This window comes from Streptomyces sp. HUAS MG91 (genome assembly GCF_040529335.1).
GTDB lineage: Bacteria > Actinomycetota > Actinomycetes > Streptomycetales > Streptomycetaceae > Streptomyces > Streptomyces tabacisoli.
In genome coordinates this window covers 4,742,953-4,765,060 of sequence record NZ_CP159534.1, presented here as the reverse complement: position 1 = coordinate 4,765,060, position 22,108 = coordinate 4,742,953, and the positions used below count along the sequence as shown (strand labels likewise).

The 22,108-nt window shown below is 73.2% G+C and carries 15 protein-coding genes; 1 reads left to right on the top strand and 14 read right to left on the bottom strand.

Annotation, left to right across the window (positions count from 1 at the left end; genetic code table 11):
• Positions 1 to 235 precede the first annotated feature (235 nt).
• The 4 genes from ABII15_RS21710 to ABII15_RS21695 form a co-directional block, all read right to left on the bottom strand.
• Positions 236 to 1,681 carry a hypothetical protein gene (locus tag ABII15_RS21710; RefSeq protein ID WP_353943979.1) on the bottom strand — a complete coding sequence of 482 codons (1,446 nt, stop codon included), beginning with the start codon at positions 1,679 to 1,681 and terminating at the stop codon, positions 236 to 238.
• 116 nt (positions 1,682 to 1,797) lie between these two features.
• A complete protein-coding gene (locus ABII15_RS21705; protein ID WP_353943978.1) occupies positions 1,798 to 2,553 on the bottom strand; it encodes an alpha/beta fold hydrolase in 756 nt (251 codons plus the stop codon).
• Positions 2,550 to 5,669 (bottom strand): amino acid adenylation domain-containing protein, encoded by a 3,120-nt coding sequence (locus ABII15_RS21700; RefSeq protein ID WP_353943977.1) that lies wholly within the window; start codon positions 5,667 to 5,669, stop codon positions 2,550 to 2,552. Before ABII15_RS21700 ends, ABII15_RS21705 begins: the two co-directional genes overlap by 4 nt.
• 33 nt (positions 5,670 to 5,702) lie before the next feature.
• Entirely contained in the window at positions 5,703 to 6,866 is a 1,164-nt protein-coding gene (locus ABII15_RS21695) for an aminotransferase class III-fold pyridoxal phosphate-dependent enzyme (RefSeq protein WP_353943976.1), read from the bottom strand.
• Positions 6,867 to 7,090: 224 nt separating this feature from the next.
• Here ABII15_RS21695 and ABII15_RS21690 point away from each other — a divergent pair, with 224 nt between their 5' ends.
• Positions 7,091 to 7,594 (top strand): hypothetical protein, encoded by a 504-nt coding sequence (locus tag ABII15_RS21690; protein WP_353943975.1) that lies wholly within the window; start codon positions 7,091 to 7,093, stop codon positions 7,592 to 7,594.
• A gap of 28 nt (positions 7,595 to 7,622) precedes the next feature.
• Here ABII15_RS21690 and ABII15_RS21685 read toward each other — a convergent pair whose 3' ends face one another.
• From ABII15_RS21685 to ABII15_RS21640, 10 genes are all read right to left on the bottom strand, one after another.
• Positions 7,623 to 8,210 carry a TetR/AcrR family transcriptional regulator gene (locus tag ABII15_RS21685; RefSeq protein WP_353943974.1) on the bottom strand — a complete coding sequence of 196 codons (588 nt, stop codon included), beginning with the start codon at positions 8,208 to 8,210 and terminating at the stop codon, positions 7,623 to 7,625.
• Positions 8,198 to 8,941 (bottom strand): enoyl-CoA hydratase family protein, encoded by a 744-nt coding sequence (locus tag ABII15_RS21680; RefSeq protein WP_353943973.1) that lies wholly within the window; start codon positions 8,939 to 8,941, stop codon positions 8,198 to 8,200. The genes ABII15_RS21685 and ABII15_RS21680 overlap by 13 nt, the downstream gene beginning before the upstream one ends.
• A gap of 15 nt (positions 8,942 to 8,956) precedes the next feature.
• Positions 8,957 to 10,522: a 4-coumarate--CoA ligase family protein gene (locus ABII15_RS21675; protein ID WP_353947145.1), complete on the bottom strand. Its 1,566-nt coding sequence runs from the start codon at positions 10,520 to 10,522 to the stop codon at positions 8,957 to 8,959.
• A gap of 65 nt (positions 10,523 to 10,587) precedes the next feature.
• A complete protein-coding gene (locus ABII15_RS21670; RefSeq protein WP_353943972.1) occupies positions 10,588 to 11,754 on the bottom strand; it encodes an acyl-CoA dehydrogenase family protein in 1,167 nt (388 codons plus the stop codon).
• Complete coding sequence (locus tag ABII15_RS21665; RefSeq protein WP_353943971.1) at positions 11,751 to 13,685, bottom strand: biotin carboxylase N-terminal domain-containing protein; 1,935 nt, start codon at positions 13,683 to 13,685, stop codon at positions 11,751 to 11,753. The genes ABII15_RS21670 and ABII15_RS21665 overlap by 4 nt, the downstream gene beginning before the upstream one ends.
• A 5-nt stretch (positions 13,686 to 13,690) precedes the next feature.
• Complete coding sequence (locus tag ABII15_RS21660) at positions 13,691 to 15,289, bottom strand: carboxyl transferase domain-containing protein (RefSeq protein ID WP_353943970.1); 1,599 nt, start codon at positions 15,287 to 15,289, stop codon at positions 13,691 to 13,693.
• A complete protein-coding gene (locus ABII15_RS21655; RefSeq protein WP_353947144.1) occupies positions 15,286 to 16,986 on the bottom strand; it encodes an acyclic terpene utilization AtuA family protein in 1,701 nt (566 codons plus the stop codon). Before ABII15_RS21655 ends, ABII15_RS21660 begins: the two co-directional genes overlap by 4 nt.
• A gap of 5 nt (positions 16,987 to 16,991) precedes the next feature.
• Positions 16,992 to 17,798 carry a TIGR03084 family metal-binding protein gene (locus ABII15_RS21650; protein ID WP_353943969.1) on the bottom strand — a complete coding sequence of 269 codons (807 nt, stop codon included), beginning with the start codon at positions 17,796 to 17,798 and terminating at the stop codon, positions 16,992 to 16,994.
• Between the two features lie 253 nt (positions 17,799 to 18,051).
• Positions 18,052 to 18,996 carry an EamA family transporter gene (locus tag ABII15_RS21645; protein ID WP_353943968.1) on the bottom strand — a complete coding sequence of 315 codons (945 nt, stop codon included), beginning with the start codon at positions 18,994 to 18,996 and terminating at the stop codon, positions 18,052 to 18,054.
• A gap of 219 nt (positions 18,997 to 19,215) precedes the next feature.
• Positions 19,216 to 22,011, bottom strand: a complete 2,796-nt coding sequence (locus ABII15_RS21640; protein ID WP_353947143.1) for an FAD-binding and (Fe-S)-binding domain-containing protein — start codon at positions 22,009 to 22,011, stop codon at positions 19,216 to 19,218.
• Positions 22,012 to 22,108 lie beyond the last annotated feature (97 nt).

Here is a 22,108-nt window from a genome sequence, read left to right as displayed (position 1 = left end):
ATGGCGCACGAAGTGCGCATCTCAGGGGCGCGGGGAACTGCGCGACCAGCCACGACGAGAGCCGCGGCCGGGTGATGGCGCGACGGTCACTCGATCGGCCACCGGGGATTGGTGGCTCCGGTGTCGGCGGACGAGATTCGACACAGAGGCCCCTTCGAGGTGACGAGGTAGCTGTGCAGGATCCCTTCGTGCTGGCGCAGATGCAGGTCGCGAGCGAGTCCCGTGGCCTTACCGGTCAGGTCGTCGCGCCGGAGCCGGGGCAGACGCGGGCGGCCGCGCGCGCATCCCGCCTGGTCGTCGCGGAGGACTGCGACGGAAGCACCGGGTACGCCGTCGGCGCGGAGGCGCCTGTATGCGGGTGAGGCCCGTGCTGCTGGAGGAGGGCGGAGACCTGGGGGTGGCGTCGGTAGGGCCGTACTTCCTGGTGCAGGGTGTGCAGCAGATGTTCCAGCCGCGGGGAGTCGACCTGGGCCCGCTCGTGCAGGGTCTCGCGCAGGCTGGTGCAGGCGGCCTCCAGATGCCCCATGCGGAGTTGTGTCATCGCCTTCAGGCAGGTGGTGATGGCCCGCGTGCGGTGGTGCTCGTCCGGCCGCCGCTCCAGGGACGCGGAGAAGGCCGCGACGGCGGGCTCGTGGTGCCGGAGCAGGGCGAGGACTTCGCCGCGTTGATGCTCGAAGGCGGCCCGGCTGTAGGCCGCGTACGGATCGGACGCCGCGGCCGTGGCCGCCTGGACGAAGTGATCGGCTTCGTCCAGGCAGGCCAGTGAGCGGCGTTCGTCTCCTTCGGCCGCGTGGATGGCGGCGCTGCCGGACAGGAGGAACGCCCGCGTGGCAGAGGGAAGTTGTCGCCGGAGGCGGGCGGCCGCCTCGGCCAGTTCCCTGGCGTCGGCGAGGAACCCGATGGTGCGCGCCTGGTTGGACATGGTGCGCAGGATGATCGCCTGGAGGTTGACGTCGTCGGCCTCGCGGGCGAGGGCCAGACCGGCCCGGTGGTAGCGCTGCGCGAGGCCGAGGTGGTGAGCGTCGAAGGTGGCGGAGGCGAGGAGAAGGGCGAGGCGGGCGACGGAGAGCTGAACGGACTGTCGTTGGGCCGCGGAGGCCTGCGAGGTGAGATAGCTGACGGCGTCCACCGTGACGAAGGCGCGCAGCGCGGTGCGGGCGGCGCCACTGCCGCGGGCTTCGAACAGGGTGTTGAACTGCGTGCCGTAGAGACTCAGTACCTCATGGTCGACGCCGCGCAGCGGGCGTGGCCCCACGCCCACCTCGGCGGTGCCCGCCGGACCGCCCGGCGCGGAGCCGCCGGTGCACGAGGAGGCCGACCACGGAAGGTGGAGAAGGGCTCCGCGCTGTTGTGGATCGTTCTCCGCCGCGCCCAGCTCCCGCAGGGCCCGGTCGGCGGACGCGGGGTGCGGGGGCCGCTGCGCGGTGTCTCCCGCGAGGAGTCCGGTCTCCGCGGGTGTAACGATCCTTCCCAGGCTCATGGACAGGATCTGCGCCACGAGGTCGGGAACGGGCCGCCGCGGCCGTGATCCGCCGAGCCAGTGGGCCACGGCCGTGCGGTCGTAACGGAACCGGCAGTTCTGCCGTGACCCGAGCTGGTTGACGGCGCGGGCGAGGTCGCTGTTCGACATCCCCGCCTCGCGCAGCAGGGGCGCGAGCGCGGTGTTGGGGTTCTTCGGCATGGGGCTCCGTGCGATCGCGTCGACCGGATTCGGCACCTGCATTACCGAACGGGAAGATTTGGCCAACAATCAGCAGTAATGCGAATTCTTTCTTCGTATGCCCCGGATAATAGCCGTTATGCCCGTCTTGCCTCGCCGCGCGCCGCCTGGCCCCGAGGGCTCAGCAGCTGCCTCAGCATCTCCCCCACGGCCTGCGGGTCCTCGACACACGAGAAGTGCCCTCCGGGCAGCTCCTGGGTGCGGAAGTCCTCGGTGGTGAACGCCCGCCACTCTTCGGCGTCCTGAGCGCTCATGTCGGGGTCGTCGGTGTTGTACAGGCAGGTGAGGGGGGTCTGCACCCGGCGGCCCGTGGGTTCGTAGTCCCGCAGGAGCCGGAGATCCGTCTCCACGAGCTGCGCGAAGTGCTGACGGGCTTCCTGGTCCCCCTCGTCGGGCCCGGGCAGGCTGAGGACCCGGCCGCTGACGTCGCTCCGGCTGCGCGCCGGGGCCTGGTCGGGCGGAGGGCTGGCGGACACGATGAGCTGCTCGGGGTGTCCGAGGCCGAGGTCGGCGAGGCTCAGACACGTCTCGTAGGCGAGGAGGGCACCCATGCTGTGTCCCAGCAGGACATAGGGGAAGCGGGCCCACTGCAGCGCCATGGCGATCTGCTGTGCGAGGGACTGGAGTTGACCGGACATCGGTTCGTCGCCGCGGTCCGCGCGACCGGGGTACTGGACGCCCAGCAGGGCCAGGTGTTCCGGCAGGTGGCTCTTCCAGGAGCCGAACACGCTCGCGCTTCCTCCCGCGTGGGGAAAACAGACCAGGGCGGTGTCGCCCGCGTCGCCGAGGGGCCTCAGCCACGTACGGGCCGGTTCGGGCAGCGTGATGCTCACGAGGTGTGCTCCTTCGCCTGCGCACCTGTGGTGCGGACCAGATGGGCGAGGTCGGCGATCGTGGTGGCCTTCTGCACCTGCCGCAGCGTGAAGGACGTGTCGGCGATCTTCGACAGGCGCTGGGTCAGGCGCATGGACAGCAGGCTGTTGCCTCCCATGCGGTCGAAGTCGACGTTGCGGGCCCGGACCTCCTGGCCCAGCAGGTCGGACCAGATGGCGGCGATGGCGGACTCCGTACCCTCCCGGACCGGCTCCTCGGTGACGGCCGCGACGTCGGGCGTGGTCCAGGAGGCGAGCTTCCTGCGGTCGATCTTCCCGTTCTGGTTCAGGGGGAAGTCGGGCAGCAGGAGGTACTCCTCGGGCACCGCGTATTCGGGCAGCCACTGGGTCGCGTGCCGGCGCACCGCGTCCGTGTCGATCTTCCCGCTCTCCGGCTGGAGATAGGTGACGATGCGCCGGGCGGACGTCTCGCCGGCCACCAGGGCGACCGCGCGGGCCACGGCGTCGTGCCGGCCCAGCACCGACTCGATCTCGCCCAGTTCGATGCGGTAGCCGTTCACCTTCACCTGATGGTCGATGCGCCCGAGGAACTCCATGACGGCGCCCGGCAAATAGCGCCCCAGGTCGCCGGTGCGGTACCAGCGGTGGCCGTGCACGGTCACGAACCGTTCCCGGGTGCGCTCCTCGTCGTTGCGGTACCCGGTGGCGACTCCCGCGCCGCCGATCCAGAGTTCGCCGGGTACCAGGTCCGGACAGTCCCGCCCGGCGGAGTCCACGACGCGGTACCGCTGGTTCGCGAGCGGATAGCCGTACGGGATGGAGGCCCGGTCCTCGTCGACCGCCTCGACCTCGTAGAAGTTGGAGTAGATGGAGCCCTCCGTGGCACCGCCGCACGCCACGAACCGTGCCTGCGGGAGCAGCGCGTGCAGGCGTCCCGGCAGGTCGACGGGCACCCAGTCGCCGCCCGTCATCACGAGCCTCAGCGACTCCGGCCCGCTGCTCTCCTCGGCCTGGGTGAGCAGCACGTCGAGGAGTACGGGCACCGAGTCCCAGACGGTGACCCGGTGTTCGTTCATCAGCCGGATCCACTGCGCGGGGTCGCGGCGCTGCTCCGGGGCCGCGATGACGACGGAGCCGCCGGCCACGAGCGGGCCGAAGATCTCGTACACGGACAGGTCGAAGTCGAGCGCGGAGATCGGCAGGCACCTGTCGGCGGCGCCGACGTCCCAGCGCCGGTTGAGGTCGAGGATGCTGTTCATCGCCGACCGGTGGGAGACCTCCACGCCCTTGGGCTGGCCCGTGGAACCGGAGGTGAAGATGATGTACGCGGGACATCGCGGCGAGACCCGCACCGGCTCGCTCAGGGGTGCGGCCCGGTCGGCGAGAGCGAGCGGCAGGTAGAACAGCGGGGCGTCCGCCGGGACATCGGGCGCGGGAGACGACTGCGCGACGTCCTGCGCGTACCGTTCGCCCTCGCTCTCCTCCGCCAGTTCCCGGTCGCAGAGGACGAACCGTGCCCCGGCGCGCTTGAGGACGTTCTTACGGCGCTCCGTCGGCTGCTCGGGGCTGATCGGCACGTAACAGCCGCCCGCCGCCAGGACCCCGAGCACGGCCTGGACCTGGTCCACGCCGTCACTGAGGCACACCCCCACGGGGTCGCCGGCGCTCAGGCCGCGGTCCACGAGCAGCGAGGCGGTGCGCAGGGCGGCATCGGCGAGCTGGGTCCGGTTCCAGCGGACGCGGTCGCTGAACAGAGCGGGCCGGTCGCCCTCGTGTGCGGCATGGCGCAGGACGGCCTCGTGCAGCAGGAGGTCGGAGGTCTCCGCTTCCGTGGCGTTCACGTCGGCGCGTGCGCGGCGCTGGTCGTCGGGCAGGGGCAGGTCCGCGGGCAGATCCCAGTCGCCGTCGGCCAGCGCCGTGAGGGTCGCGGCACAGTAACCGGCCATCGCCTCCACGACGGGCGCGGGCAGCATCTCCTCGACGACGTCCCAGGCCATCTCCGGGGGACCGCCCTCGTACGCGGGAGCGACCAGGCAGTCCAGGTGGACCTGGGGCGTCTGGGAGATCATCCAGCTCATCGGGCCGAAGGTCTCCGTGCACGACGCGGGCGCCCACGGCGCGCCGACCCGGGTGTACACGACGCCCAGGGTGCGCAGGTCCTGCCCGCGCTCGCGCGCCCAGGACACCAGGTCGTGCACGGTCGGCGCCTCGGAGCGCAGGGCCGCCGCGGCCCGGGACACCACTTCTCGCAGGCTGTCGGCGCGGGACAGCGGAACCTGAACGGCCCGCAGCGTGCTGAAGTCGCCGACCACGCCCTCGGCGCCTGCGGGGCGGGTGAAGTCGGGAACGTTCAGGACGAAGTCGTCCACCTCGCTCCAGCGGTCCACGGTATGGGCGAAGGCGGCGAACAGCAGGTCCGTCACGGCGACGTCCTCCCGCGCGGCCCGGCGGTCCAGGCGTTCCATCACCTGGGCGTCGAGCGGGACGGGGTGGCGCACGAAACGAGCGCCGACGACGTGGTCGGCGGAGGCGGACGACGGCAGCTTCGGCGGGTTCGGCAGCTGTTCGGGTGCCTCATGTGCGCCGGACGCGGCGGCCCGGCTCGCGGCGAAGGCGGAGAAGTCGAACTCCGCGGGATCCGTGAGCGTTTCACGCCGATAGGCGGCCGCCAGGTCCCGCAGGACCGTGTGGATGCTGGGCGGGTCCGCGGCGATCAGGGCCAGGCCGACATGCAGCCGTGAACCGCCGTCGGGCAGCTCGCTCACCCGCACGTCCAGCCCGCCGCCGCCGTCCATCACCGGGTGCGAGGCGGCCATTTCCTCCCGCACCTGCTCCAACGGCCGGTTCTCCGGGCGCAGTCCGGCCGGTGCGCGGGCGCCGACGCGGGCCTGGTCGAGATCGTCGAAGCGCGCCCGCAGCAGCGCGTGGTGCTGCTGCACCTGTTCCACCGCGGCGGCCAGGCGCTCGGTGTCCAGCCGGGTCCCGTCGAACTCGAAGTACATGTGGCAGGCCACGCCCCCCAGGGGCCCCTCCTCCTGGCCCAGCCGGTAGGCCTGCTGAACCGGGGTGAGCGCGAACCGCTCCGCAGATCCGGAGTGCTGTGCTTCGCTGTTCATTCGATCTCCTCCAGTACCTGTCGCGAAAAACAGTCATGAACAGGTGGCGACCGCCGCGACGAGCAACTCCGTGCCGCAGCGTGCCTCCTCTTCGGTCAAGGTCAGCGGCGGCATCAGGCGCAGGCAGTTCCCCGCCGTTCCGCCCAGGCCCACCAGCAGCCCACGGTGGCGGCACTCCTCGTGCACCGCTGCCGCGAGGGCCGCGTCGGGCTCGCCCGCCGCGTCGTGGAAGGCGATGCCGAGCAGCAGCCCCTGCCCCTGCACCCGCGCGCGGTCGCCCAGGCGGCGGCCCAGCTCGTGCGCGAGGAGCCGCCCCAGCCGGCCCGCGTGCGCCACCAGGCCCCGCTCCTCGACGGCCTGTACGACGCGGAGTCCCGCGGCCGCCGCCAGCGGGCCGCCGCCGAACGTCGAGATCGACGGCATCGGCAGCGCGTCCAGGATCTCCCGCCGGCCGACCACCCCGCCGATGGTGAAGCCGCCCCCCAGCCCCTTGGCGAAAACGATCACGTCCGGCCGCACGTCGTGCCACTCGTAGCCCCACCAGCGGCCCGTGCGTCCCCACCCGGTCTGCACCTCGTCCACCACCAGCGGCACCCCGGCCGGGGCCAGGACGTCCTGATAGCCGCGCAGGCGGCCCCGCGCCAGCGGCACCGCACCGGCGACTCCCTGCACCGGCTCGGCGATCAGGGCGGCGACGTCGTCACCGACCTCCGCGGAGAGATCCCGCCGCTCGTCGAGGAACGTCACCGGGAACGGGTTGCGCACCCGCCCCTGCCAGGCGGGCTGGCCGGTGCAGGCCAGCGCTCCCAACGTCCTTCCGTGGTACGAGCCTTCCACCGCCAGCACGCGCTCGGCCCCGCGGAACTCCCGCACCGCGAGCAGCGCCGCCTCCACCGCCTCGGACCCCGACGTGGTGAAGAAGACCGCGGCGTCGGGGATCCCGGACCGGGCGGCGACGGCCTCGGCGAGCTCCACCTGCTTGCGGTGCAGGTAGAAGGTCGAACAGTGCACCACTCCGCTGGCCATCTGCTCGCTGACGGCTTTGTCCAGCTCGGGATCCGCGTAGCCGAGGAGATTGACCGCCACCCCACCGTAGAAGTCCAGGTAGCGGCGCCCGTCGGCGGCCATGAGCTCGCGGCCCTCCCCGGCGACGATCTCCAGCGGCGCGGAGTAGAAGAGCGGGGGCCAGTGCGCCATCACCTTCCGGTGTCGGTCGTACAGATCCGGACTGCCGTATTCCATACCTCTATGGCGACACATCACCACCAGCCCCGGCGACCACTGACACCAGTGCGTGCGTGAACGTGTTGAACGGAGCGCTCCGTTCAACACGTTCACGCACACGGTGCGGTTCGCGCGTGAAAAAGGCGGGCCGGTGCGGGGAGGCTGAACAGCCACGTCCCTCTGAGCCAAGGAGTCTCATGACGCAGCGCAACGGCACCTGTGAGGATCGGCGCGAGATCTTCGAGCTGCTCGGCGATCTGTCCACCGTCGACAAGTTCTTCGGCGAACACGTCTCCGACCAGGTGCAATGGACCATGGTCGGCCGCCACCCCCTGGCCGGCCCCTACCGGAACAAGCGGGACTTCCTCGACGGAACCCTGGAGCAGGTGCGCGCCCGGTCCGGCGGACTGAGCTTCGACCTCAAGGCCATGTACGGAACCGCGGAGCAGACGATCGTGATCATGGAAGGGGTGGCCACGGCCAACGACGACAACGCCTACGACCCCTTCTACGTGTGGGCCTGCCGGTTCGCCGACGACAAGATCGTCGAGGTCCAGGCGTACGTCGACAGTTACGTCGTCACCGACCTCATCCACCGGGTGCCCTCCACGCGGGAGGAGCCCACCGCGCTGACCGCCGCCCAGCAGGCGGAGAGCCGCCGCACGGCGGTCCCCGGACCGCTCGGCACCAGTACGCGGTAGCGGGACGCGGCCGCCGTTCCCGGAACGGTCAGCGGGACGGGGTCAGAGCGCGATCCACGATGGCGGTCCACTCGGCGATGACGCGCCGGCGGCGGGCGGCGTCGTCCGTGAGGAGATTGGCCAGGCCGAGGCCCCGGGCCATGTCGAGCAGGCCCTGGACGACCTCCCGTACCCCCGGGACGGACTCGTCTGCGCCGAGGAGTCCGACCGCGATGCGGTGGGTCTCGCGGCCGACCCGGGCCTCCAGGTCCACGACCCGGCCCCCGAGCTGCGGCTCGTTGGACGCGGCGACCCACAGGTGCAGCGCGGCCCGGAACAGTGGCCCGGTGTAGAGGTCGACCAGGGCCGCGACGGCCTCGGCCCGCCCCTGCGGATTCAGCCCGCGCAGCGCGGTGGACCGCTCCTCGGCGACGTACTCGACGGCGGCCGTGAACAGGTCCTCGCGGGTCGGGAAGTGGTGCTGGGCGGCGCCCCGGGACACCCCGGCGTGCTCGGCGACGACGGACACGGTGGAGCCGGACCAGCCGCGCTCGGCCAGGCAGGCCACCGCGGACTCCAGGAGCTTGCGGCGCGTCGCGCGCGAGCGGTCCTGTTTGGGCGGGGTCACAACACCCATGCGGGGTCCCGTCGTTCGAGGAAGGCTGTCATCCCTTCCCGGGCCTGGTCGGAGGCGAACAGCCGTGCCGACAGCGCCGTCAGCGCCTCCGCGTCCCGGTCGAGGGCTTGAAGGACCTTAACCGTGAGCAGCTTCTTCGTCTCGGCCAGGGCGTCCGGCGCGGACCGCCGCAGCCCGTCGAGGACCGGTTCGAGCGCGCTGTCCACGGTGTCGGCGGCCACCGTGACCAGCCCGACGCGGGCCGCCTCCGCCGCGTCGAACCGCTCCCCCGTCAGGTAGTAGCGGGCCACCGCGCGCGGGTCGACGCGGGGCAGCAGCGGCATGGAGATGACGGCGGGCGCGACCCCGATGCGCACCTCGGTGAAGGCGAAGGAGGCGCGGGCGGAGGCCGCCGCGATGTCGCAGGCGCCGACCAGCCCGAGGCCGCCGGCCCGTACGTGGCCGTCGATCCGGGCCACCACCGGCTTGTCCAGGGCCACGACGGTCCGCAACAGGCCGACCAGCGCGTCCGGGTCCGGCGGGTCGCGCAGGTCGGCGCCCGCGCAGAAGGTGGTGCCGGTGTGGGTGAGGACGACGGCGCGGGTGTCGCCGTCCTTCCCGGCCCGCCGCAGCAGCCCGGTGAGGTCGCCGACCAGGGCCGACGACAGGGCGTTGCGGTTGGCGGGCGAGTCGAGGGTGAGGGTCGTGACGCCGCGGGTGCGGTCGTGCCGGACGAGGGGCGTGGCTGTCATGGTGTGGGGTTCCCTTCACCCTTCCCTGAGCTGACGGCGCAGGATCTTGCCGGACGCGGCCCGGGGCACGTCGTCGATGAACGCCACCCGGCGGACCTTCTTGTACGGGGCGACGCGTCCGGCGACGTAGGAGAGCACGTCGTCCTCGGTGAGCGCCGGGTCGGAGCGGACGACGAACGCCTTCGGGATCTCGTTGCCGTCGTCGTCGGTGACGCCGATGACGGCGGCGTCGGCGATGCCGTCGTGCGTGAGGAGCAGGGCCTCCAGGTCGGCGGGGGCCACCTGGAAGCCCTTGTACTTGATGAGTTCCTTGACCCGGTCGACGACGAACAGCCAGCCGTCGGCGTCGACCGTGCCGACGTCGCCGGTGTGCAGCCAGCCGTCACCGTCGATCATCTCGGCGGTCGCCTGCGGTCTGCCGAGGTAGCCCTTCATGACCTGCGGTCCGCGGACGACGACCTCGCCGGGTTCGCCGGTCGCGACGTCCACGGCCGGGTCGTCGAGGGAGACCAGCCGCATCTCGGTGTTGGGGATCAGCTTGCCGACGGTTCCGGGCGGGGCGGTGTCCATGGCGGCCAGCGGGACGACGTGCGTGCCGGGCGACAGTTCGGTCATGCCGTAGGCCTGGCCGACCGGCGGCAGGCCGAGCCGCTGCGAGCAGGCCCGTGCCAGGTCGGCGTCGAGCGGCGCGGCGGCGCTGACGATGTAGCGCAGCGAGGACAGGTCGTAGCCCTCCACGGCCGGGTGCTTGGCGAGGGCGAGGACGATGGGCGGGGCCACGTAGAGGCCGTTGATGCGGTGTTCCTCGATCGCCGCGAGGAAGGTGTCGAGGTCGAAGCGGGGCAGCACGACGACGGTGGCGCCCTGCCGCAGCGGGGCGTTCATCAGCGCGGTGAGGCCGTAGATGTGGAAGAACGGGAGCACCGCGAGGATGCGGTCGCCGGGGCCCATCGGCATCATCGGGGTGAGCTGGGCCAGGTTGGTGGCGATGTTGCGGTGGGTGAGCATGACGCCCTTGGGGCGGCCGGTGGTGCCCGAGGAGTACGGGAGCGCGGCGACGTCGTCGGCCGGGTCGACGGCGATACGGGGTTCGGGGGCGTCGGTGCCGAGCAGGTCGAGGAGCGAGCGGTGCCCGGAGTCCCCCGCCGGGTCGCAGACGAAGATCTCCCGTACGCCGCCCGCGAGTTCGGCGGCCCGCCGGGCGGCGGCGGCGAGCGGGGTGACGGTGACGATCCAGCTCGCCGCGCTGTCCTTGAGCTGCCGGGCGAACTCCTCCGGGGTGGCCAGCGGGTGCACGGTCGTCACGGAGGCGCCGGCCCGGGTGGCGCCGTAGAAGGCGACCGGGTAGGCGATGGTGTTCGGGCTGTGCAGCGCGACGACGTCGCCCTTGCGCACCCCGGCCTGCGCGAGCCCGGCCGCCACCTTGCGGTGGAACTGGTCGACCTGCACGTAGGTGAGGGTCGTGCCGGCCACCCCGTCGACGAGGGCGGGGGCGTCGCCGCGGGCCGCGGCACCCCCGAGCACGACGTCGTGGATGGGTTCGTCGACGACGCCCACATCCGCGTACTCACTCCGGAACACCATGCCAACTCCTCGTCATTGAAGGTCAGTTGTGCTCAGTCGTGCTCAGCAGTACCCAGCAGGACTCAGTAGGACTTGGGGAGTCCGAGGGTCTGGTGGGACACGTAGTTGAGGATCATCTCGCGGCTGACCGGCGCGATACGGGCCACGCGCGAGCCGGTGATGAGCGAGGCGAGGCCGAACTCGCGGGTCAGGCCGTTGCCGCCGAGGGTGTGCACGGACTGGTCGACGGCGCGGACGCAGGCCTCGGCGGCGGCGTACTTGGCCATGTTGGCGGCCTCACCGGCGCCGATGTCGTCGCCCGCGTCGTACAGGGTGGCCGCCTTCTGCATCATCAGGCGGGCCAGTTCCAGCTCGATGTGGACCTGGGCGAGCGGGTGGGCGATGGCCTGGTGGGCGCCGATCGGGGACTTCCACACCGTGCGGTCGCGGGCGTATTCGACGGCGCGGCCGAGCGCGTACCGGCCCATGCCGATCGCGAAGGCGGCCGTCATGATGCGCTCGGGGTTGAGCCCGGCGAACAGCTGGAGCAGCCCCGCGTCCTCGTCGCCGACGAGCGCGTCGGCGGGCAGCCGGACGTCGTCGAGGGTCAGCTCCCACTGCTTCTCGGGCGCCTGGAGCTCCATGTCGATCTGGCGGCGCCCGAAGCCCTCCGCGTCGCGCGGCACGATGAACAGGCACGGCTTGAGGTTTCCGGTACGGGCGTCGGAGGTGCGGCCCACGATGAGGGTGGCGTCGGCGATGTCGACGCCGGAGATGAACACCTTGCGCCCGTTGAGGACCCAGGAGCCGTCGTCGTCGCGGCGGGCCGTGGTGGTGATCCGGTGCGAGTTGGACCCGGCGTCGGGCTCGGTGATGCCGAACGCCATGGTGCGGCTGCCGTCGGCGAGTCCGGGCAGCCAGGCGCGCTTCTGCTCCTCGGTGCCGAAGCGGGAGATGACGGTGCCGCAGATCGCGGGCGACACCACCATCATCAGCAGCGGCGATCCGGCCGCGCCCAACTCCTCCAGGACTATGGAGAGTTCGCCGATGCCGCCGCCTCCACCGCCGTACTCCTCGGGGAGGTTCACGCCGAGGTAGCCGAGCTTGGCGGCCTCGGCCCACAGCTCCTCGGGGTGGCCTCCGGCGCTGGTGATCCGGGTCATGTAGTCGCGGCCGTAGCGCTTGCCGAGGGCGGCGACGGCGGCGCGCAGGGCGCGGTGCTCTTCGGTTTCGAGGACGGGAGCGGTCACGACTGTTCCTCCTGGACGACGGCGAGCAGGGCGCCCATCTCGACCTGGTGGCCGACGAGGGCGTGCAGGGCGGTGAGCGTTCCGGAGGCGGGAGCGGTGATGCGGTGCTCCATCTTCATGGCCTCCAGCCAGATCAGGGGCTGTCCGGCGGTGACGGCCGCGCCCGCGCCGAGCCCTTCGGCGACGCGGACGACGGTGCCGGGCATGGGGGCGAGCAGGGAGCCGGGGGCGCGCTGCTCGGTGGGGTCGGTGAAGCGGGGTTCGGCGACGAGCGTGGTGCCGTTCACGTGCACCCGCCCGTCGTCGTGGGCGGCGACGTCGTACGTCCTGCGCACGCCGCCGATGCCGAGGACGACGCGGTCGGGTGCGGCGTGCAGGACGCGGACGTCCGGATCGACGTCGTGGAGGGTGACCTGCACGGTCCCCTCGTCCGGGTCCGTGCCGCTGCGGGTGCTCGTGAGGCCGACGGCTTCGAGTCCGTGCCGGGTGTGCCGGTAGCTCACCTCGTAGGCGGTGTCGTGCGGCACGCTGCGGTAGCTCCTGCTGTGCGGCCGCGACGGCACGTTGCGGAAGCCGCCGAAGCGCGAGGGTGCGGCGGCCGCGGCGGCCAGGGCGGCGGCGAGCGGGGCGTACGGGTCCTCGTCGGGGGCGGTGAGGCCGTCGAGGTGGCGCTCGTAGAACCCGGTGTCCATGCGGGCGGCCGTGAACTCGGGGTGGCGCAGCGAGCGCACGAGCAGGTCGCGGTTGGTGACGGGGCCGTGCACGGCGGCCCGCTCCAGGGCTCCGGCGAGGGCGCGGACGGCGGCGGCGCGGGTCGGCGCGTGGGCGACGACCTTGGCGAGCATGGCGTCGTAGTGGACGCCGATGGGGTCGCCGTCGGTGTATCCGGTGTCGAGGCGGACGCTTCCGGGGACGGCGAGCCGGTGCAGGGTGCCGGTCTGCGGGGCGAATCCGGCGGCCGGGTCCTCGGCGTACAGGCGGGCCTCGACGGCGTGGCCGTGCGGCGCCGGGGGGGCCGGCTCCAGCGCCTCCCCCTCGGCGATCCGGAGTTGCAGCGCGACGAGGTCGAGGCCGAACACGGCCTCGGTGACGGGGTGTTCGACCTGGAGGCGGGTGTTCATCTCCAGGAAGTGGGCGGTGCCGTCCGCCACGAGGAACTCGACGGTTCCGGCGCCGACGTACGCGACCGAGCGCACCGCCCGCTCGGCCAACTCCTGGAGTCGGGCTTCGAGTTCCGGGGTGATGCCGGGCGCCGGGGCCTCCTCGATCACCTTCTGGTGGCGGCGCTGGAGCGAGCAGTCGCGGGTGCCGAGCACCCACACGGTGCCGTGGGTGTCGGCGAGGACCTGCACCTCGACATGGCGTCCGCCCTCGACATAGGGCTCGACGAAGACCTCGTCGTCCCCGAACGCGGACAACGCCTCGGCGCGGGCGGCCTTCAACTCGTCGTCCAGGTCGGCCAGTTCCCGTACGACGCGCATGCCCCGCCCGCCACCGCCCGCGGCGGCCTTCACGAGGACGGGCAGATCGGCCTCGGTGACCTCGCCGAGCGGGGCGATGCCCATCAGCTCCTTGGCGCGGGTCTTCGACGCCATCGCCTCGATCGCCCCGGGCGGCGGGCCGATCCAGGTCAGCCCGGCGTCGGTGACGGCGCGCGCGAAGTCGGGGTTCTCGGAGAGGAATCCGTAGCCCGGGTGCACGGCGTCGGCGCCCGCGTCGAGGGCGGCCTTCACGACGAGGTCGGCGCGCAGGTACGTCTCGGCGGGGGTGGCGCCCGGGAGCCGTACGGCGAGGTCGGCCTCGCGCACGTGCAGGGCGTCCGCGTCCGGGTCGGAGTGCACGGCGGCGGTGCGGATGCCCAGCTCACGGCAGGTGCGGAAGACGCGGCAGGCGATCTCGCCGCGGTTGGCCACAAGAACAGAGGAGATCACTGGGGTCACATCCTGAAGACGCCGAAGCCGCCGCGGGCGCCCTCGTACGGTGCGGTGTGGATCGCGGACAGGCAGATGCCGAGGACGGTGCGGGTGTCGCGCGGGTCGATGACCCCGTCGTCGTAGAGCCGTCCGGAGAGGAACATCGGCAGGGACTCGGTCTCGATCTGCTGCTCGACCATGGCGCGCAGACCGGCGTCGGCCTCCTCGTCGTACGGGAGCCCCTTGGCGGCGGACGACTGCCGGGCGACGATCGAGAGCACCCCGGCGAGCTGCTGCGGCCCCATGACGGCGGACTTGGCGCTGGGCCAGGCGAACAGGAAGCGGGGGTCGTAGGCCCGCCCGCACATCCCGTAGTGCCCGGCGCCGTACGAGGCGCCCATGAGGACGGACAGGTGCGGTACGCGGCTGTTGCTGACGGCGTTGATCATCATCGAGCCGTGCTTGATGATGCCGCCCTGCTCGTACTCCTTGCCGACCATGTAGCCGGTGGTGTTGTGCAGGAAGAGCAGCGGGATGTCGCGCTGGTTGGCGAGCTGGATGAACTGGGCGGCCTTCTGCGACTCCTCGCTGAACAGCACGCCCTGCGCGTTGGCGAGGATGCCGACGGGATAGCCGTGCAGGGACGCCCAGCCGGTGACGAGCGAGGACCCGTACAGCGGCTTGAACTCGTCGAAGTCGGAGCCGTCGACGATCCGGGCGATGACCTCGCGCGGGTCGAACGGCACCTTCAGGTCCTCGGGCACGATCCCGAGCAGCTCCTCCGGGTCGTACTTGGGCGGCTCCGCGAGCGCTGGATCCCCGTACGCCTTGCGGTGGTTGAGGCGGGCGACGACGCGGCGGGCCTGCCGGATCGCGTCCTGCTCGTCGTGGGCGAAGTAGTCGGCGAGCCCGGAGGTGCGGGCGTGCATCTCGGCGCCGCCGAGCGACTCGTCGTCGCTCTCCTCGCCGGTGGCCATCTTCACCAGCGGCGGCCCGCCGAGGAAGACCTTCGCCTTCTCCTTGACCATGATGACGTGGTCGGACATGCCGGGGATGTACGCGCCGCCGGCCGTGGAGTTGCCGAAGACGACGGCGACGGTGGGGATCCCGGCGGCCGACAGCCGGGTGATGTCGCGGAAGATCCCGCCGCCCGGGATGAAGATCTCCTTCTGCGAGGGCAGGTCGGCGCCGCCGGACTCGACGAGGGAGATGCAGGGCAGCCGGTTGGCGAAGGCGATCTCGTTGGCGCGCAGCGCCTTCTTCAGCGACCAGGGATTGCTGGCACCGCCGCGCACGGTCGGGTCGTTGGCGGTGATCAGGCACTCGACGCCCTCGACGACGCCGATGCCGGTGACGAGGGAGGCACCGACGGCGTAGTCGCTGCCCCAGGCGGCCAGCGGGGAGAGCTCCAGGAACGGGGTGTCGGGGTCGAGCAGCAGCTCGATGCGCTCGCGGGCGAGGAGCTTGCCGCGCTTGCGGTGCCGCTGCACGTACTTCTCGCCGCCGCCGTTCAGCGCCTTGGCGTGTTCGCCGTCGAGGGCGGTGAGCTTGCCGAGGAGCGCGCTCCGGTGGGCGGCGTAGTCGTCGGACCGGATGTCCAGGGCGCTGGCCAGGACGGTCACAGGAGTGCCTCCGGGAGGTCGAGGTGGCGGGAGCGCAGCCATTCGCCGAGGCCCTTGGCCTGCGGGTCGAAGCGGGCCTGCGCGGCGACGCCCTCGCCGAGGATCTGCTCGACGGTGAAGTTCAGGGCGCGGAGGTGGGGCAGGACGTGCCGGGTGACGGTCAACCCGGCCGTCTCCGGGAGGAGTTCGCGCAGCCGCTCGACGGTGAGGGTGTGCGCGAGCCACCGCCAGCCCTCGTCGGAGACGGCCCAGACGCCGATGTTGGCGTCGCCGCCCTTGTCGCCGCTGCGGGCCCCGGCGACGAGCCCGAGGGGCGCGCGGCGGGTGGGGCCCGGCGGCAGCGGTTCGGGCAGGGCGGGCTCGGGGACGGGGGCGAGCGGGCGGGTGGGCCCGTCCGGTACGGGGACGGGGCGCCGCTCGCCGTCGGGCAGGACGGCGAGGTGCGGGACGTCGGCGCGGGGCACGTACGCGGCCTCGAAGACGCCGTACGGGGCGCCCTTGCCGGGCGGCGCGGTGACGTGGAACCCGGGGTAGGAGCCGAGGGCCAGCTCGACGGCGGCGCCGCTCAGCGCCCGGCCCACGGCCTCCTGGGACTGGTCGCGGACGACGAGCCGCAGCAGGGCGCTCGCGGTCTCCTCGGTGGCGGCGTCGGGCCGGTCGGTGCGGGCCAGCTCCCAGCGCACGTGCTCGGGGGAGGACTTGGCGCGGGCGAAGGCGTCCGCCATCTGCGCCCGCACCAGCGCGGCCTTCTCCTCGATGTCGAGCCCGGTCAGCACGAAGACGACCTCGTTGCGGAACCCGCCGAGCCGGTTGAGCCCCACCTTCAGGGTGGGCGGTGGTGCCTCGCCGCGCACGCCGTGCACGCGGACGCGGTCGGGCCCGTCGGCGTCGAGGCGGACGCTGTCCAGCCGTACGGTGACGTCGGGCCCGGCGTACCGGGCGCCACCGGTCTCGTACAGGAGCTGGGCGGTGACGGTGCCGGGGTCGACGAGGCCGCCGCTGCCGGGGTGCTTGGTGATGACGGCCGAGCCGTCCTCGTGGATCTCGGCGAGCGGGAAGCCGGGCCGCAGCAGCGTGCCGGGGCCGTGCGCGGCGAAGTGGGCGTAGTTGCCGCCGGTGGCCTGGGTTCCGCATTCCAGGACGTGCCCGGCGACGACGGCCCCGGCGAGCCGGTCGTGGTCCTGCGGCGTCCACCCGAAGTGCCAGGCGGCGGGCCCGCTGACCAGGGCGGCGTCGGTGACGCGGCCGGTGACGACGATGTCGGCGCCCGCCTCCAGGCAGGCGGTGATGCCGGCTCCGCCGAGGTAGGCGTTGGCGGTCAGGGCGCCCGGGAAGCGGCCGGTGGACAGCAGGTCGTCGCCCTCGACGTGGGCGACGGCGACGGGGATGCCGAGCCGGTCGGCCAACTCCCTTACGGCTTCGGCGAGTCCGGCCGGGTTGAGCCCTCCGGCGTTGGCGACGATCTTCACCCCGCGCTCGACGGCGGCCCCCAGGCACTCCTCCAACTGCCGCAGGAAGGTGCGGGCGTAGCCGCGCCCGGGGTCCTTCAGGCGATCGCGGCCGAGGATGAGCATGGTCAGTTCGGCGAGATAGTCGCCGGTGAGGACGTCGAGCGGGCCGCCGTCCAGCATCTCGCGCATCGCGTCGAACCGGTCGCCGTAGAAGCCGGAGGCGTTGCCGATGCGCAGCGGGCGTATCGCACTCACGCGCGGGCCCCCTTCGGTGCGCGGCCCTGTCCCGGCGGCCCGGCGAAGGCCTGCGCGATGCCGAGCCAGCGGTCGGCGTCGGGGCCCTCGGCGCGGACGTCGACGTCGTCACGGTGGGCGCGCTGGGTGACGAGGAGGCAGAAGTCGAGCGCGGTACCGGTGACGCGCTGGGCGGCGTCCTCGGGGCCGAGCGTCCACAACGTGCCGCTGGGCAGCAGGAGTTCGACGCGGAACTCCTCCTTCGGTACGTCCGTCCCGCGCACCCCGAAGGCGAAGTCCCGGGCGCGTACGCCGATCCGGGCGATGTGCCGCAGCCGGTCGGTGGGCTCCCGTACGACGCCGAGCGCGTCGGCGACGTCCTGGCCGTGGGCCCAGGTCTCCATGAGCCGCCCGGTCGCCATGGACGCGGCCGACATGGGCGGCCCGTACCAGGGGAACTTCCGCTTCTCGGCGGCGACGGCCCGCAGCACCTCGTCCACCCGGGTGCGTCCGGCGCGCCAGCGGGCGAGGAGGTCGTCCGGCGGCCCGGCGGCACCCTCGTCGGCCCCGTCGTCGACGAAGGACTCCGGTGCGGCGAGCGCCTTCTCGACCTCCCCGGCGAACGCGTCCGGGTCGGTCATGGCGAGCAGCGCCGCGCGGTCGGTCCAGGCGAGATGGGCGATCTGGTGGGCGACGGTCCAGCGCGGCGCGGGCGTCGCGGCCCGCCAGCCGTCCGGGCCCAACCCGGCGACCAGACGGTCGAGTTCCGTGCTCTCGTCGCGCAGGTCGTCGAAGACGGACGGCGGTGACGGCTGATCGGACACGTGCGCTCCCCTCGGGGCAGGGCGATGTGCGGCGGCGTGCCTGGAGCATGGCAGCGCCCCGGGAAACAATCAAGCGTGCTTGCATGAAAAGTGGACCCGGTTCCGCCCGGCGATGCGGGCCGCCGGGCGGCCGGCCGCTACTCCCGCCCCTCCGCCGTGCACACGCACACCCGGTTGCCCTCGGGGTCGGCGAGCACGGTGCACGAGGCGTCGTGGCGCACGACGAGCACGCCGCCGGCCGCGAGGGCCAGGCTCAGCGCTTCTTCCTGCGGCCCACCTGGGTGCGCACCGCCCCCATGCTCGCCACGATGACGCAGGCGATCGCCGCGGCCTGCACCCAGGACAGGGCCTGGCTCAGGACGAGGAAACCGGCGAGAGCCGCGATGGCCGGTTCCAGGCTCATCATCACGGCGAACGTGGACGCGGGCAGGCGGCGCAGGGCGATCAGTTCCAGGGTGTAGGGCAGCACCGAGGACATGAGGGCGACGGCCGAGCCGAGCGCGATCGTCGTCGGGTCGAAGAGCTTCGGGCCCGCCGTCGCGAGGCCGAGCGGCAGGCAGAGCACGGCCGCCACCGTCATGGCGAGGGCGAGCCCGTCGGCCTGCGGGAAGCGGCGGCCCGTACGGGCGCTGAAGACGATGTACGTGGCCCAGGCGCCGCCCGCCGCGACGGCGAAGGCGACACCGACCGGGTCGAGACCGCCGAGGCCGTCGCCCGCGCCGCCCAGCAGGAAGACGCCGACGAGCGCGCAGCCCGCCCACAGGAGGTTGATCGCGCGGCGCGAGGCGATGACCGACAGCGCCAGCGGGCCCAGCACCTCGAAGGTGACCGCGAGGCCGAGCGGGATGCGGGCCGCGGCCTGGTAGAAGAGCAGGTTCATGCCGCCCATGGCGATGCCGAACGCGACGACCGTGCCCCAGTCGGCCCGCGAGTGGCCGCGCAGCCGGGGGCGGCACACGACCAGCAGGACCACCGCGGCCACCACGAGCCGCAGGGTGACCACGCCGACGGCGCCCGCGCGCGGCATCAGGCTCACCGCGACCGCGCCGCCGAACTGCACCGACACACAGCCCGCCAGGACCAGGCCGACCGGGCCCAGGGCGCCCCACCGGCCGGCCGGGGCGCCCGCGGTCTCCGGGTGGACGAGCGCGGCTTCCGGGGCGGGCGCCTGGGCTTGTTCGGTGCGCGAGCCGTTCACGGGCCTCGTTCCTCTTCCGTCTGCGCTTGCCTCCAGCAAGTGCAATATTTTCGACTGACCCGTTTACGGTACTGCACCGCATCCCGGGCTGGAACCTCCACGCTAAGCCAGCCCCTGAGGCAGCGCTCCGCGCGCCTCCCCTGGGCGAGCGAAGCTCGCTTCAGGGGCGCGGGGAACTGCGCGACCGGCCACGACGAGAGCGGCACCCGGCCGACAACCTCACAGCCCCTCGGCGAGCACCTCCGCGAGATGCCGACCCGCCCGGTCACCGAGCTGCGACAGCTGCGTCCGGCACGAGAACCCGTCGGCCAGCACCACATCACCCGCCCCCGCCGCCCGCACGGCAGGCAGCAACCGCTCCTCGGCACAGGCCACCGACACCTCGTAGTGCCCCTCCTCGAAACCGAAGTTCCCGGCGAGCCCACAGCACCCCCCGCTCAGCTCCCCCACCAGCCCGGCCCGCTCCCGCAACCGCCGGTCGGCCGCGTCGCCGAGCACGGCGTGCTGGTGGCAGTGCGTCTGGCCGACGACGGGGCGGTCGACGCGCGGCGGGTCCCAGTCGGGCGCCAGCCGTTCCAGCGCCTCGGCGAAGGTGACCACCCGCTCCGCGAGCAGCCGGGCCCGCGCGTCACCGGGCAGGAGTTCGGGCAGGTCCGAGCGGAGCGCCGCCGCGCAGGACGGCTCCAGGACGACGACGGGCACCCCCGCGTCGAGGACCGGCCCCATCACCTCCACGGTCCGCTGCAGCACCGCGCGGGCCCGGTCGAGCTGCCCGGTGGAGACATAGGTGAGGCCGCAGCAGACCCGCCCCCGGGCGCGCGGCACCGGCAGCGGCACGATCCCGGCCGCCTCCAGAACCCGTACCGCCGCATGCCCCACCTGCGGGGACAGGTGCTCGGTGAAGGTGTCCGGCCACAGCGCCACCCGAGGCCCGTCGCCGCGCCGCCCGCCGGGCCGCCACCCGGCGCTGAACGTCGTCCGCGCCGCCCGGGGGATCTCCCGCTCCGGCGCGACACCGCCGAGCCGCTTGCCGAGCGCGGCCAACGGCGGCACGGAGGCGAGGGAGTTGACGAGCGCGGCCGTGCGCGTCGCCGCCACCAGCCGCAGCCAGCGCGGCAGCCGGCCCATCGAGTAGTGCGCGGCGGGCCGGCGACGGCCCGCGTAGTGGTGGTGCAGGAACTCGGCCTTGTACGTGGCCATGTCGACGCCCACCGGGCAGTCGCTCCTGCACCCCTTGCAGGACAGGCACAGGTCGAGCGCGTCGCGCACCTCCGTCGAGCGCCAGCCGTCGGTGACGACCTCCCCGGCGAGCATCTCGTGCAGCAGCCGGGCCCGGCCGCGCGTGGAGTGCGTCTCGTCGCCGCCGGTGGCCCGGAAGGACGGACACATCACCCCGCTGCCCGAACCGCCTTCCTGGACGCGGCACTTGGCGACGCCGACGCAGCGGCGCACGGCCGCCGAGAAGTCGCCGCCGTCGTGCGGGTAGCCGAAGACGACGTCGACGGGTTCGCGCGGCAGCGGGGCGAAGCGCAGGTTCTCGTCGAGGCGGGCGGGGCGCACCAGCGTGCCGGGGTTGAGGAGGTCCGCCGGGTCCCAGACCGCCTTGATCCGCTCGAAGAGGCCGACCAGTTCGGTGCCGTACATCTTCGGGAGGAGTTCGGCACGCGCCTGCCCGTCGCCGTGCTCCCCGGACAGCGAGCCGCCGTGCGCGACGACGAGGGCGGCCAGCTCCTCGGAGAACCGGCGGAACCGGGCCACCCCGGCGTCCGTCAGCAGATCGAAGTCGATGCGTACATGGATGCAGCCGTCGCCGAAGTGCCCGTACGGGGTTCCGCGCAGCCCGTGCTCGCCGAGCAGGGCCCTGAAGTCCCGCAGGTAGGCGCCCAGTCGGGCGGGCGGCACCGCGCAGTCCTCCCAGCCGGGCCACGCCTCGCTGCCGTCGGGCATCCGGGTCGCGGTGCCGGAGGCGTCCTCGCGGATCCGCCACAGCACCTGCTGCCCGGCCGGGTCGGCGACCACGAGAGAGTCCACGACGTCCGCCGCCCGCACGATCCGTTCCGCCGCCGCCCGCGCCTCGGCGGGCGTCGCGCCCCCGGTCTCCACGAACAGCCAGGCGCCGCCCCTGGGCAGGCCCGAACCGGGCGGGACGAGGTCGGCGGCCATCCCCTCGACGGTCAGCGGCCCGTGCGGCAGCAGGCCCGCCGCCGCCTCGGCCGCCGCGCTCTCGTCCGCGTAACCGAGGACGGCGAGGGCCTTCGCGGGCGGCGCCTCGACGAGCCGCACCGTCGCCTCGGTGACCAGGCCGAGGGTGCCCTCGGTGCCGCAGAGGAAGCGCGCGAGGTCGGTGCCGTGCTCGGGCAGCAGGGCGTCCACGGCGTACCCGGAGATGCGGCGCGGCAGGCCCGCGTACGGGGCGAAGCCGGTGCGGACCGTCGCCAGCTCCCGCTCAAGCAGCGCGCGCAGCCCGTCCGGCGCGCCCTGCCAGCCCTGCCCGAGCCGGTGGGCCGCGCCGTCGGAGGTGAGCACGTCGAGCGCCGCGACGCTGTCGGCGGTCGTGCCCCAGGCCACCGAGTGCGAGCCGCACGAGTTGTTGCCGATCATGCCGCCGAGGGTGCAGCGGCTGTGCGTGGACGGGTCGGGGCCGAACCGCAGCCCGTACGGGGCGGCCGCCGCCTGGAGCCGGTCGAGGACCAGGCCGGGCCGCACGACGGCCGTGCGCGCCTCGGGGTCGAGGTCGACGAGGCCGTTCATGTGGCGGGTGAAGTCGACGACAAGGCCGGTGCCGGTCGCCTGCCCCGCGATGGAGGTGCCGCCGCCGCGGCCCACGACCGGCACCCCGTACCGCCCGCACACCTCCAGGGCGGCGGCCACGTCGTCGCCGTCTCTCGGGGTCAGCACGCCGAGCGGCACCCGGCGGTAGTTGGACGCGTCCATCGTGTTCAGGGCCCGCGCGGTGACGGAGAAGTCGACCCCGCCGCGCACGGACGTCCGCAGATCCCGTTCCAGGCCGTCCAGATCATCCATGCCGTCCAGGATGCAGCCCCACAGGGCCCCTTACGCCACAGGCCGACGCCCATTTTTTCACGATCCGGACCAGAAAATTCCCAAACCG